The organism is Hymenobacter ruricola, assembly GCF_015694525.1.
Taxonomy (GTDB): Bacteria; Bacteroidota; Bacteroidia; order Cytophagales; family Hymenobacteraceae; genus Hymenobacter; species Hymenobacter ruricola.
This window is the reverse complement of record NZ_JADQDM010000020.1, coordinates 44,447-57,745: the sequence shown is the minus strand read 5'-3', so window position 1 is coordinate 57,745 and position 13,299 is coordinate 44,447. Positions and strand designations below refer to the sequence as shown.

10 protein-coding genes are annotated in these 13,299 nt (G+C 61.6%); 5 read left to right on the top strand and 5 right to left on the bottom strand.

Annotated elements, in window-relative coordinates:
- Positions 1–88 precede the first annotated feature (88 nt).
- Together I2H31_RS22650 and I2H31_RS22645 are read right to left on the bottom strand one after the other, a co-directional pair.
- Positions 89–466: a hypothetical protein gene (locus tag I2H31_RS22650; protein WP_196295339.1), complete on the bottom strand. Its 378-nt coding sequence runs from the start codon at positions 464–466 to the stop codon at positions 89–91.
- The gene (locus tag I2H31_RS22645; protein WP_196295338.1) at positions 463–843 is read right to left on the bottom strand and encodes a carboxymuconolactone decarboxylase family protein; all 381 of its coding nucleotides are present in this window, start codon (positions 841–843) and stop codon (positions 463–465) included. The genes I2H31_RS22650 and I2H31_RS22645 overlap by 4 nt, the downstream gene beginning before the upstream one ends.
- 140 nt (positions 844–983) lie before the next feature.
- On the opposite strand from I2H31_RS22645, the gene I2H31_RS22640 reads away from it, so the two are divergent.
- The 3 genes from I2H31_RS22640 to I2H31_RS22630 all read left to right on the top strand — a co-directional run bounded on the left by I2H31_RS22640 (position 984) and on the right by I2H31_RS22630 (position 4,979).
- The gene (locus tag I2H31_RS22640; protein WP_196295337.1) at positions 984–1,685 is read left to right on the top strand and encodes a ComF family protein; all 702 of its coding nucleotides are present in this window, start codon (positions 984–986) and stop codon (positions 1,683–1,685) included.
- A 160-nt stretch (positions 1,686–1,845) separates the two neighbouring features.
- Positions 1,846–3,168, top strand: coding sequence for a hypothetical protein (locus I2H31_RS22635; RefSeq protein ID WP_196295336.1), 1,323 nt, complete (start codon positions 1,846–1,848; stop codon positions 3,166–3,168).
- Positions 3,169–3,173: 5 nt separating this feature from the next.
- A complete protein-coding gene (locus I2H31_RS22630; RefSeq protein ID WP_196295335.1) occupies positions 3,174–4,979 on the top strand; it encodes a T9SS type A sorting domain-containing protein in 1,806 nt (601 codons plus the stop codon).
- 167 nt (positions 4,980–5,146) lie between these two features.
- Here the strand turns inward: I2H31_RS22630 and I2H31_RS22625 are convergent, their stop codons facing one another.
- The 3 genes from I2H31_RS22625 to I2H31_RS22615 form a co-directional block, all read right to left on the bottom strand.
- The gene (locus tag I2H31_RS22625; RefSeq protein ID WP_196295334.1) at positions 5,147–6,430 is read right to left on the bottom strand and encodes an SUMF1/EgtB/PvdO family nonheme iron enzyme; all 1,284 of its coding nucleotides are present in this window, start codon (positions 6,428–6,430) and stop codon (positions 5,147–5,149) included.
- A 68-nt stretch (positions 6,431–6,498) separates the two neighbouring features.
- On the bottom strand, positions 6,499–7,542 hold the full coding sequence (locus tag I2H31_RS22620) for a PorP/SprF family type IX secretion system membrane protein (RefSeq protein ID WP_196295333.1): 1,044 nt from the start codon (positions 7,540–7,542) through the stop codon (positions 6,499–6,501).
- Positions 7,543–7,633: 91 nt separating this feature from the next.
- The gene (locus tag I2H31_RS22615) at positions 7,634–8,944 is read right to left on the bottom strand and encodes an OmpA family protein (protein WP_196295332.1); all 1,311 of its coding nucleotides are present in this window, start codon (positions 8,942–8,944) and stop codon (positions 7,634–7,636) included.
- A gap of 364 nt (positions 8,945–9,308) precedes the next feature.
- Here I2H31_RS22615 and I2H31_RS22610 point away from each other — a divergent pair, with 364 nt between their 5' ends.
- Both I2H31_RS22610 and I2H31_RS22605 read left to right on the top strand, forming a co-directional pair.
- A complete protein-coding gene (locus I2H31_RS22610; RefSeq protein WP_196295331.1) occupies positions 9,309–12,341 on the top strand; it encodes an AsmA family protein in 3,033 nt (1,010 codons plus the stop codon).
- A 113-nt stretch (positions 12,342–12,454) separates the two neighbouring features.
- A complete protein-coding gene (locus I2H31_RS22605; RefSeq protein WP_196295330.1) occupies positions 12,455–13,294 on the top strand; it encodes a DUF4382 domain-containing protein in 840 nt (279 codons plus the stop codon).
- Positions 13,295–13,299: the final 5 nt, after the last annotated feature.

Here is a 13,299-nt window from a genome sequence, read left to right as displayed (position 1 = left end):
CGTAGCGAAGCATCTTTACCCCGAGAGTAAATGAATTACTTACTGCGGTGAAGATGTTTCGCTACGCTCTGCATGACGGGCTGTTGGATTACAAGTCGTCGCCCGGGTCCAGTGCGAAATATTCCAGCACATGCCATTTCAGCATGCGTTCTTGCTCCTTCAAATTAGCAAACGGCACGGGGCGCAGCAGCTTGTAGTGCGGCCAGCCGTCCTCGTCCACGCGCTCCAACTCGTAGTGCCCGCTGAGGCTGAAGAGGCGGCAGGTGGCGATGTGCATCAGGTCCTGCTTCTGCTCCTTGGTGAAGGTGGTGATGCCCTGGTTCAGCTCCTGAATGCCGATGAGCAGCAGCAGCGCGTTCAAATCCGGCCGCTTGCCGAAACGCTCCTGCATCTCCAGCATCAGGGTTTCCCAGCGGGCTTCGAAGTCTTCTTCGGCCTCGTGGGTGTGGTTCAGGTCCTCGCTCATGCAGCGTGCTCGGCGTGCGGCGGGGCGGGCGCCACGGCCTCCGTTTTCAGAATTTCCCAGTACTCCACGGCGCGGCGGAAGTGCGGAATCACGATGCTGCCGCCGATGATGTTGGCGATGGCAAACACCTCGTAAATCTCCTCGTCGTTGATTTTTTCCTCGAAGCACTTGCCGAGGTGGTATTTGATGCAGTCGTCGCAGCGCAGCACCATGGAGCAGGCCAGGCCCAGCATTTCCTTGGTTTTGACGTCGAGGGCGCCGGGCGCGTAGGTGTTGGTGTCGAGGTTGAAAAACCGCTTGATGACCTTGTTGTCGGCCGCCAGAATGGTTTCATTCATCCGCTGGCGGTACTCGTTGAATTCGGTGACTTGGGACATGGAATGGGAAAATCGAGTAAAAAAGAACGTCATGCTGAGCGGACGCTCAGCATGACCCTTCTGGGTGAGCCTATTAGCAAACAACCGGCTACATTGCTCTTTCAAAATTACTTCCCAAAACCTCGCCCTCCCCCTCTGCCATGCTCCGCTCCGTCTGGAATGATTTCGTCGGCCTTATCTACCCGCGCCTGTGCCTGGCCTGCCAGGAACCGCTGGTGAGCGGCGAAAACCACCTCTGCACCGGTTGCCGGGCCGAATTGCCCTACACCGATTTCCACCTCCTGCCGCCCGAGCAAAACCCCATCGGCCGGCGCTTCTGGGGCAAGCTGCCCATCCGCCACGCCCTGAGCTACCTGCGTTTCGTGCGCCACGGCCGGGTGCAGCACCTGCTCCACGAGCTCAAATACCAGGGCCAGCGCGACGTGGGCACCGCCCTCGGCCAGTTGTATGGCGCCGAGCTCCACGCCACCGGCCTTGCCGCCGACTTCGACCTCATCGTGCCCGTGCCGCTGCACCCCAAGAAGCTGGCCAAGCGCGGCTACAACCAGGCCGCCGCCTTCGCCACCGGCTTGTCCGATGGCCTGAAGGTGCCCGCCGGCCTCAACATCCTGCGCCGCAATACCAACACTAAAACGCAAACCAAAAAGAACCGCGCCCAGCGCTGGGAAAACGTGGCGACGGTGTTTGAAGTGGAAAATCCGGGGCAAGTCATCGGCCGCCGCATCCTCGTGGTAGATGACGTGCTCACCACCGGCGCCACCCTCGAAGCCTGCGGCGCGGCGCTGCTGGCAGCCGGCGCGGCCGAGGTCAGCATTGCTGCCATTGCCTGCGCCGATAGGTAGCCGAGAAGCTTGCTGCCGGTAGTTTGCTTTTGAATGAGAATGCGTTACATTTAAGTATTCATCCATTAACACTCTTCTACTGTATGAAGCAAAAACTACCCCCCCCCCCCCGCGACCTGTAGCCAGCAGCCCGGCCTGGCGCGGCCGGTTGCTGCTGGCATTGCTCGTTGTCAGCTTCTGGGCTAAGGCGCAGGCGCCCATGCACTGCGGCACCATCGCCAGTGCCGGCAGCGGGTCGTCCTCCTTGCTGCCGCCGCCTACCATTCCTGGGCCGAGCACGTCTTGTGCCGAGGTGCAGAACATCAGGGTCAACGCGCATTTTATGCAGCACGATAACGGCACGGGCAACTTTACGGCCACCGACGACGGCCACCCCATCAACCCGAACACCGCCGTCACGGGCTATGGCTACGCCCAAGCCTTAATATGGTCGTGCAACGGGCAGATGGAGCAAAACCCCGTGCTGAACATGCCGCCCGGCAGCGCGCTCACGCCCATCCCCAAGCGGGTGCGCTGGGTGCTCGACGGCGTGTACTTCGACCGTAGCAGCGCTTACCGTGACGGTGCTAATGCCAACGGCTCACCGGCGCGTGACTATGCTCCTCTCTGCGTACGAGGTGATTCCGTTATTAATATTTTTCTGGTGGAAGAAGCCGACTGGCCTTACGTTGGTATTCGTGGAAATACCAACACCAATAGTCCCGTGTCCGAGCCTGCAATTCGTGGCTATGTGATGAATCAGGCCCAATGCGACGTGAGCCCGGCGCCGGGTAAGCTTTGGGCCGTGGTGTCGAGCCCGTGGACAAAATATGTTTTAAGCAACGTAGCGGGTTGGCAAATGGCAAGTGCACTCAATTATGAGCTGTGTCACTTAATGGGGCTCAATCATCCGTTTCAATCCAATATATACACTTGGGGTGAGTGTGCAGAAGCGCCCATGAACGCTAATTGCTGGAACCTCAACGAGCCAGCCGGCCCAAATTGTGATGCCTGGGACAAGGTGTCGAACAACGTAATGGACACCAACGCTTCGCAATCGTCGCTGGCACCGTGCCAGATAGGCATTATCCAGAACAATCTTAATACCTGCCTGAAAAGCCGCTTCGTGTACAAGTGCAGCGACTGCCGGCCCACCATGGCCAACTTCGAGCTGCCGCCCGGCACCTGCGGGCGCCTCACCAACATCTGGCTCGACGGCCGCGCTACCTGGGCCAGCCACTGGTTCAGGCTGGATATTGACAAAATCAATTCCAGCGGGCAGCCGATAAGCGGCACCCACTACGACATTACCCAGACCCGCGAACCGGGCCTGGAGCAGCTCGATGTCCTCTACGCCTTCGCCGCCAACAGCCGCTACCAGGTTAAACTGACCTCGTTCACCAACTGTGGGTCTGCCTCGGTGCGGGTGCGCACGTTTGATACCGGGGCATGCACAAGTCTCACTGCCCCAATTGCTCCCACTACCACCGTGTCTAACCGCTAGAAAACATGAAACAGTTATTTGCCATCCTTTTGGTTGTGCTGCTGGTCCCTGTTGTTACCATGGCGCAGAGTCCGCCGGGCTGGGGCTGGGTCACCCAAATCGGCACGTACGTGCCTAACTCCGTGGGCGAAAACAAGGTGGTTGGGCTGGGGCGCGACGCGGCCGGCAACCTCTACCAGCTCGGCACCTACGAGGGCACGCCCGCCATCGGCGGCCAGCCCACCACCAACGCGGGCGAAACAGACGTGTTCCTGGCCAAGTACTCCCCGACCGGCGCGCTGCTCTGGCTGCGCACCCTGCAAAGCCCGGGCTTCGAGGCCGCCTCGGCGCTGGTGGTCGAGCCCAGCGGGCGCTGCACATTGGCCGGCAGCTTCGGCGGGGGCCCCGCCGGGGCCAACCTAGGCTTCTTCGGGTTCAGCGCGGGCTTCTCCCTGGCCGGGCCCGCCGTGTGGGGCCTGCCCACCACCCCGCTGGGCTACGGGTCGGTGCCGTTCCTGGCCGCCGTCGACGCGGCCGGGGCGTTGCTGTGGGCCGACGTGCCTTCGCCCACGTACGGGGTTGGCATCACGGCCCTGCACCGCGACGGGGCTGGCAACTGCTACCTGTCGGTCAACATGCGCTCGCAAAGCCAACTCCTCGTCAACGGCCAAGCCTACCCGCCCATCGGCATCTCCGACGCAGTGCTCGTTAAATACACCCCCGCCGGCCAGCCCGCTTGGGCTCGCCGGTTAGGTGCCAGCGGCGGCTTTACGTCTAGCGGGGGAGTTAAAACCGACGCCGCCGGCGCCGTGTACTGGACTATCAGCCATAGCCAAAACCTGCTGCTGGACGGACGCGTAATCCCAGTTGTAACCTCTGCCGTCCCCGTGGCGCAAGGCAGCAATACCTTGGTTAAGGTGGACGCAAATAACGTGGTGCGTTGGACAAAAAACAGCTTGTTAAAGCGGGGAACTGCTAACGCCCAGGGAGAGGTGTTGTTCATTGACCAAACCGACAACACCCTATATTTAGGCGGTGGCAGCTACGGCGGCACTGTCACCAATCCGGAGGCTTCCGTATCACTGGCGGTGCCAACCGGCAGCTATGGGACATGCATCGCTCGCTGCGATACCAGTGGCGCCGTGCAATGGCTGCGGCCCTTCGCCTTCGCCTCCACTGTGCCCAACGGCGCCGGTTGGGCCGCAGTCGGGCCTATTAATTTTTTCCCGGATGCCACCGGTTACACGGCGCTGACCAGCACGGCGTATGCCGCGCAAACCGTTTTCCCACCCAACAACACCTTTGACTTCAGTAAAAACGGCCTGCCCTGTGTGGTCCGCTACACTTATGCCACCAACCAGTTTGATTGGATTCGAACCGGAGGAATTGTGGGTAGTTTTCCCGGCACTTCGCTGGGCAGCACCGCAGTGGCTTCGGTTGTCGACGCCAGCGGAAATGTGTACGTGACCGGCACTTTCACGGGTGTGGCCCAGTTCGGCGCCATCACGGCGGTCACTGCTTCTCCCTACCAGCCGGAAATCTTCCTGGCCAAGCTCGACCAATCGGTGCTCACCGCCGCCCGGCCCGCCGCGGCCGGCCGGGCCTGGAGCGTGTTCCCCAACCCCAGCCCCGGCACCGCGCAGCTGGCCGGCCTGCCCGCCGAGGCCCGCGTGCGGGTGTACGACGCGCTGGGCCGGCTGGTGCGCGAACTGCCGGCCGTGGCCACGGCTGCGGCGCCCCGCACCCTGGAGCGCCTGCCGGCGGGCCTCTACCTGCTGCAAGTCACCCACACCGCCGAGCCCTACCGCAGCCAGCGCCTGCTGGTGGAATAAGCGCCGGCCGGCCGCGACAGGCACCCGGGCATCGCGGCCGACCAGTGTCCATCCCGAAGCAACCTGACCGCCAACCCGGCGGCCCTGCTTCCTGAAAGCACGATGCTGGAAAACAAAAAGGCCGCTCCTGATGCAGGAACGGCCTTTTTGTTGCTTAAGGTCGAAGCTTACTTGTTCGAGCCAGCGTTAATCATCGCGCAACGGAAACCGATGGTTGCCGTGGCCGAATCCTCGGCCATGAAGCGGCGCGTGCCGGGCGACAGCCAGTAGGCCACGTCGCGCCACGAACCGCCTTTGTACACGCGCACGTGGTCGTCAATCAGCGACTGGTAGCCTTTCTTGTCGTATTTCGATTCGGGGTCACCCACGCCGTTGCGGCGGAAGGGGTTCAAGTCTTCCACGTCCTGGAACGACAGGGGGCGGTACACGTCCTGCACCCACTCGTTCACGTTGCCGGCCATGTTGTACAGGCCGTAGTCGTTCGGCGGGTAGGAGTAGATGTACTCCGTAATCATGGCGCCGTCGTTCAGGCTGCCGGCGATGCCGGCGTAGTCGCCACGGCCGCGCTTGAAGTTAGCCAGGAACTGGCCCTGCTTCTTGCCGTAGGCGTTGCGGGTCGACTTGCCATCCCAGGGGTAAATGCGCTTTTCCTCCTGGTTCTCGTTGCCCACTTCCTGGGTGCCCACGAGGGCTTGCGCGGCGTACTCCCACTCGGCCTCCGTGGGAAGGCGGTAGTTGGGCAGCGTATTGCCGTTTTCGATAGAAGTCGAGTTTTTGCCGGTGGCCAGGGCCCCAGCGGCGCCAGCAGTGCCTTCAGCACCAGCCGCGGCGCCTTCGCCAGCCGGCTTGTCTTTTTTCTTGCCGAAGAGGCCTTTGCCACCGCCGGGCTTGCTTTCGCCGCCGGCCGCGAGGCGCTCGTTCACCTTGGCGGTACGCCAGGTGCAGTAGTCATCGGCCTGCAGCCAGCTCACGCCCACTACGGGGAAGTAGCGGAAGCCGGGGTAACGCAGGTAGTACGTCACGTAGGGGTCGTTGAACGACAGGTCGCGGGCCCACACCGTGGTGTCGGGCAGGGCCGAGCGGTAAAATTCCTCAGCCGAGTCGGCGCGGATGAAGTGCAGGTATTCCAGCCAGTGAATGTTGGCCACTTCGGCTTCGTCCATGTAGAACGAGGCGATGGTCACCGTGCGCTCGATGTTGTCGTGCGTCTGGGTTACGTCCTCTTCCTGCGAGCCCAGCACCGTGCGGCCGCCTTCGATGAACACCAGACCCGGGCCTTCGGGGATTTTTTTGAAGTTGGCCACGGCCATGCCCTTCTCCGTGTTATACTCAATACCCGTCGTAGAAGAATATTTGCCGGGCTTCTGGGCCGTGGGCGGGCCTTTCTTGCCGCAGCTCGCCAAGACCACTAGGCCAAGCACGGATAGGCGTAGATAATTGGTTAATTTCATAACAAAGTTAAAATGAGTATGGGGCTGAGGAGTTATCTAAGGCAATTAGGACGCAATAATACAAAAAATTAAAATGCCGGACAAGGGGCCGCTGGGTAAACTCTTCTTTTTAGGCGACGATGGGCGTTTTCTAATCGGTCAAATGCGCGGAGGGCCAGGGTTAGTTCGTGGGCACCGCCCAAATCGGCGCTTAGGCGGCTGAGGCCCACGTCGTAGCTGTAGCCCAGGCGCAGGCCGCCGGCCTGCACCCCGGCCACCACGGCCAGCACGTGCTGCATCTCAACGCCGCCGAGCGGCGCAATATTGCGGTACACCGCCCCCAGCGTCACGGGCGACATCGTGACGTAAAGGCCTGCTTCTGTGCGCTGAGAGCCGCCCTGGCGGGTGTAGGCGGCCACGGGCGTGTAGCTGACTTCGCGGGTGGCGATGCCCGGGCCGGGCTTGACGGCGAAGAACTTGTAGCCGCCCGACACGCTGAGCAGCAGCGGCAGCGTGCTCTGCTGCCGGAAGCCCAGGCCGGGCTGGTTGAGGTGCTGGCCGGCGAGGCTCAGCCAGAACTGGTCGGTGTAGAGCACGGCGCCGGTGCCCAGGCTGAGGTAGTTGACGGGCGGAAAATCCAGGGACTCGGCCGACGGGCCGGCCAGGCTGCCGTCTTCCCGAATCTGGTCGCCGAACACGAAATTGTCATATCCCACGCGCTGGCGGCCGTAGCTGGCGCGCAGTCCGCCGCTCAGGGCCAGCTTCTCGGTGAGGCGGGTGTGGTAGGCGTACAAACCCCCGATTTCGAAGCGCGTGTAGCCCACCACCCCGGCCCGGTCCTGGTTGATGAGCAGGCCCAGGGCGTGGTGCTGGCCCTTCTGGTTGAGGCGCACGTCGCCGGCGGCCTGCAGGCTCACGAACGAGCCGGCCAGGGTGGGCAGCTGGTTGCGGAAGCTAAACGTGGCGCTGTAATCGTCGACCAGCCCCGTGAACGCGGGGTTGGTGTGCAGGCGCGTGGCGAAGGGCTGCGAAAAATACACGTCCTGCCCATGCGCACGCAGGGCCAGGCCCAGCAGGCCGGCCGCCAGCACGGACCGGAGACGCGGAAAGAACGAGGGAAAACGCCTGGGCATGAGAAACCGGGTAACGCCGGGAGCGGCCGTTTAGTGTAGCCCCCGAAGCGAAGGTACAGCCCCGGACACCTTGCCTACCCTACGGCCGGCTTCACTTTTGCAGCACTTTCACGCTGAGGCGGCGGTTTTTGGCCCGCCCTTCTTCGGTGGTGTTTTCCGCAATGCCGTAGCGGGGGCCGTAGCCCCGGGCATCGATGCGGGAAGGGCTGATGCCCATTTCTACGAGGCTGGCCCAGGCGGTGCGGGCGCGGGCCTCGCTCAGCTGCTTGTTGACCTTATAGGTGCCGGTGCTGTCGGTGTAGCCCCCCAGCTTGACGCGGGCATTGGGAAAAGCCTTCAGAATGGCGGCAACATTGCGCAACTGGCTCAGCGACTCGCCGGCCAGCGTGGCTTTGCCCGGCGTGAAAAACACGCGGTCGAAGTTGTACCAGCCGTTGGTGAGGTCCAGGGTGTCGACCTGCATTTGCGGGTTGGTCAGGAAGCGGTAGAGGTTGCTTTCGGTCGAATTGACGCCGACGCCGGCGATAGTACCACCTCCGGGCAGCTTCAGCGTGGTGGGCAGGCCGGTTTCGTAGATGTAATTGCCGCTTTTGGCATCGAAGTGCCCCGGTACGATGGGGTCCTTGACGGTTCTGGACGTGGGGCGGTACGTGCCGCGGGCCGGGTAGCGGCTGTTGCGGCGGTAAGCCGGGGCCGAAGCTGGAACCGGAGCGGGCGCTGTGCCTGAGGCTGCTACGGTTGTTGAAGCTGCGGCGGGCATGGGTGCGGGCGCAGGCATTGGGACTGGCATTCGGGCTGGGACAGCAGAAGGCATGGCCTTCATTCCATTGCCGGAGACCGGGGCGGCTGCCCCGGGCCCGGAAGGCGCTGCCGAAGCCACCGGGGCGGAAGCCGACTGGGGTGCGCTGCCTGTGTATTGCGGCTGGTTGGGCGATACCGTAATCAGCACCGGGCCGCCCACCACGGCTTCTTTGGCCAGCGTGATGGAAGTGCCGTTGGCGTCATTATCCAGGGCATTGTTGGTGCCGCCGGGGGTGCGGTTGTTGCGGCCCTTGCCGTTGTCGCCGTCCAGCTTGCTGAGTACCACCGTGAAATTCGCGGTTTTGCCGGCTTCCAGGAAGATGTTTTCCACGGTTTGGGGGCGGTAGCCGCCCTCGCCCACGCGTATCACGTACGGCCCGCCTACCATCAGATTGGGCACCATGAACCGGCCGGACCCGTCGGAAGCGGCCGCGTGGCGCACCCCCGACGGCATATGAATGACCGTGACAGCGGCCCCGGGCAGGGCCCGCCGGTCGTCGGATTGCACGTTGCCCATCAGGCTTAGGGTGGTCACCTGCGCCTGAGCGGCCGAGACGAAAGCCACCTGGAGGAGCAACAGCGAGAAAATGGAGAGCTTCATATATAGAACGCGAATTAGCAGCAGCAAATATACCGATGAAATACCTTTATGAAAATTAGGTAAAAATTTGTAATTTATCTAATCTGGCAAATTGATTTTTACTAAGAACTCTGCCGTTGATTCATGTTTCTAGTGCTGGCATTGCAGCGCGAAAAAGAAGCGTTGGGTAGGCACTGCTGCGCTTTGGGAGAGGCTTCTACAGCCGTGGGTGAACTGTTTTAAGCATTTGGAGTATTTTATAGTTGGGGTTGGCCCCGCGTTTCGGCTTGGCTGATGCCGGGGTGCTGAACGGTGCGGGTATTGTAAAAAAACGCACTAGCCTACCCGTTTTACCTTTGCTCGCAATAACTTATTTACTCTTGCTATGCGGAAAATTCTGTTGGGTTTCGTCGTGTTTCTGGTGGTGCTGGTGGCTGTGGCCGTGGCGGCCCCGTTCCTGTTCAAGGACAAGCTGCGGGCCTTGGCCGACAAGCAGATTGCCCAGCGCGTACGCGCTCAGGTGCAGTACGACCCCGCCAACATCGACGTGAGCGTGCTCCACTCCTTTCCGGACCTGACGCTCGACATCAAGAACCTGCGCGTGATTGGACTCGACTCGTTCAGCCGCGACACGCTGGCCTTTCTGCCGAATATGCGCGTGGGGCTGGACATTATGACCGTTATCAAGGGTCAGGAAATCAAGATTAACAGCGTGGAGCTGGAGCGGCCTGACCTGAGTTTGCGCCGCCTCAAAAGCGGCCTGGCCAACTGGGACGTGGTGATTTCGGACTCGGCCGCCGCGGCCAAGGGCCAGGACACCAGCCAGATGAACCTGGCCATCAAGGGCTGGAAGCTGACCGACGCCCACCTGCGCTATGAGGACCTGACGCTGCCCTTCCGCATGGAGGCGCGCGGCGTGAACCACTCGGGCAGCGGCGACTTTGCCAGTAACGTGTTCGACATGAAATCGCAAACCACGGCCGCCGACCTGGACATGACCTATGGTGGCGTGGCCTACGTGACCGACAAGCAGCTCGACGCCGACGTGACGCTGAACATGGACCTGAACAAAAACCTCTACACGTTCAAGGACAACCGCATCAAGCTCAACGAATTCCCGTTCAGCTTCGCGGGCGCCATTGGTTTGCCGAATGCTTCGGACATCACGTTCGACATCACCTTTAAGGCGCTGGAAACGGACTTTAAAACCCTGCTCAGCCTCGTGCCGGGCGTGTTTACGGAGAAGTTCAAGAACATCGAAACCAGCGGCAAGGTGGCCTTCGACGGCTACTACAAGGGCACGCAGAACGCCCTGCACATGCCCGGCTACGGCGTGAACCTGGTGGTGACCAACGGCCAGTTTAAGTATCCGGATTTGCCGCAGGCGGCCAAAAACATCAACCTGAAAATGCAGGTCGATAACCCTTCCGGCTACACCAACAACGTGAAGGTCAACATCCCGCAGTTTCACCTCGACCTGGGCCCGAACCCGGTGGACGGCAACATCGCCATCGACGGGCTGGAACCGATGAACGTGAACGGCCGCGTGAAAGCCAACGTGAACCTAGCCGAAGCCCTGAAGGTGTACCCGGTGAAGGACCTGGCCATGCGCGGGCAATTCTTCGTGGACGGCACGGCCAAGGGCGTGTATTCCAAAACCCAGATGCCGGTGGTGAACGCCGCCATCAAGCTGACAAACGGCTACGTGAAATCGGCCAAATTTCCGGCCCCGATTGAAAACATTAACCTGAACGGTACGGTGGTAAACACGACGGGCCAGGTGAACGACACGCAGATAAACCTGCCGCAGTTCAGGATGGTGCTGGAAGGTGAGCCGCTGGAAGGCCGCCTGAGCGCGCACAACATCGACAAGCCGGTGTTCGACGCCAACGTGCGCGGCACGGTGGACTTGACCAAAATCACCAGGATTTTTCCGCTCGAAGGCATGACCGTGACGGGCCGCGTGGCCGGCGACATTGCCGCCAAAGGCAACATGGCCGACGTGGAAGCCGGCCGCTACCAAAACGTGGTGGCCAGCGGCACGGTGAAGGCCAACAACGTGACCTACAAGAGCAAAGACCTGCCGCAGGGCGTAAAAATCAGCTCGGGCACGGCCACCTTCAACAACAATCAGATTACGCTGCAAAGCCTGAACGGCACGGCCGGCAGCTCCGACTTCGCGGCCTCGGGCACGGTGAGCAACTACCTGGGCTATTTGTTCACGCCGGGGCAGTCCTTAAAAGGCAACCTGACGGTGAACTCGCGCAATTTCAACGTGAACGAGTGGATGGTGGACGAGGTATCGGCCAAGCCCACGGCGAAAGGCGCGGCTGCCCCGGCCAAGGCCGACGGCGTGCTGCAAATCCCGAAGTACTTCGACCTGGTGCTGAACAGCCACGTCGACAACGTGACTTACGACAACCTGAAACTGACCAACGCCCAGGGCGCCGTGACGGTGCGCGACCAGACGGCCGTGCTCAAGAACATGACCTTCAACACGCTGGGGGCCAGCTTTGGTACCACGGGCAGCTACAGCAGCAAGAACCTGGCGCACCCCAAATTTGATTTTGGGTTGAACATCAAGGACCTGAATTTTCAGAAAGCGTTTTCGGCCTTCAATACTATCAAGACGCTGGTGCCGCTGGCCAGCCAGGTGGAGGGCGTGTTTGGCACCAATTTCAGCGTGAGCGGCGAAATGGGCCCCGACATGATGCCCAACCTGGCCACACTGAGCGGCAAAGGCCTGTTCGACATCGTGCGGGCGGCGGTGAATCAGTCGGAGGTGATGACGAAGATTGCCAGCCTGACCACCTTGCCCGAGCTAAAAACCATTCTGGTGGTCGACAAGAAAATCCAGGCCAACATCGTGAACGGCAACCTCGTGGTGCAGCCCTTCGACCTGACCGTGGGCGACGTGAAGATGACCCTCGGCGGCTCCAACAGCCTCACCGGCGCGCTGGCTTACGTGACGGCCCTCAACGTGCCCACCGGCAAGCTGGGCTCGGCGTTGAACAGCAAGCTGACGCAACTGACCGGCGTGAAGGACATTTCGGGCACCGACCGGGTGACCCTGGGCCTGAACATCGGCGGCACGGTGAAGGCGCCCAGCGTGAAGCTGACGAGCGGCAGCGTGAAAGACCAGGGCAAAGCCATTGTGACCAACGTGGTGAAAACCAAGCTTACCGATGCGCTGCTGGGCTTGGCCAACAAAAAGAAAGCCGTCCAGGACAGCACCAAAACCAGCACCGACGCTGCCAACCAAACCGCCGAGGAGAAAACCCGGCTTGCCCAGGAGAAAGCCAAGCTGGAAGCCCAGGCCCGCCTCAAAAACCAGATTGGCCAGGGCCTGAACAGCCTCTTCGGCAAACCCAAGCCCAAGGCTAAGCCCGTGGAACCGGCTGATTCGACGAAGAATTAGGACCGTGCCGCGCCGGCCCGGTTCTGGCAGGCTTGTTGAGAAAATGGCCCGGCAACCTCCCGGTTGGCCGGGCCGTTTTATGCCCCATTCGCTTCCACCAATCTTGTTTTTTTATGAAAATTACTCGTCTGTTGCCTTTCATCGGCGCCGCCGTTTTGGGCCTGGCCGGCTGTTCTAAAGACACTGATAGCAGCGAAACCTCCAAGCTGGAAGTGCGGCTGATGGACGCCCCTGGCGACTTCCGCAGCGTGGTGCTGGACGTGCGCCAGATTGAGGTGCACCTGAAAGATGAAAACGACCCGGACGGCTGGAAAACCCTCGGCTTCAAACCCCAGACCATCAACGTGCTAGAGTATGTGAACGGCCGCTCGGCGCTGCTGGTAAGCGAAGATTTTGCCCCCGGCGACCTCAAGGAAATCCGCCTGATTCTGGGGCCCGACAGCTACGTCGTGGGCACCGACGGCCAGCGCTACGACCTGAAAACGCCCAGCGGCCAGACATCAGGCGTGAAGCTAAAGCTCGACAAGGCCACCCTGCGCCAGCGCAGCACCTTCCAGCTCCTGCTCGATTTCGACGTGGCTAAATCCATTGTGGAGCGCGGCAACTGGCGCCCCGGCAACGACAAAAAGGAGCGGTACCTGCTCAAACCCATCATTCGGGTGGTGGCGCAGGATTTGGCGGCCGGCATTCGCGGCACCGTGGCGCCGGCGGCGGCCCTGCCCCAGGTGCTGGCCATCCGGGCCACCATCCTGGGCCCCGATACGGTGAGCACCTCGGCCGATGCCTCGGGTGCGTACCAGCTCAACGGGCTGGCGGCCGGCACCTACCGGGTGGAGTTTTTCCCCAGCGCCCCGGCGCCCACGGGCCAGACGGCCTACCACTCCGAAACCCGTGCTGGCGTAGTGGTGACCAACGACAACGTGACCACCATTCCCACGGTGAATTTGCAGTAGCTCAT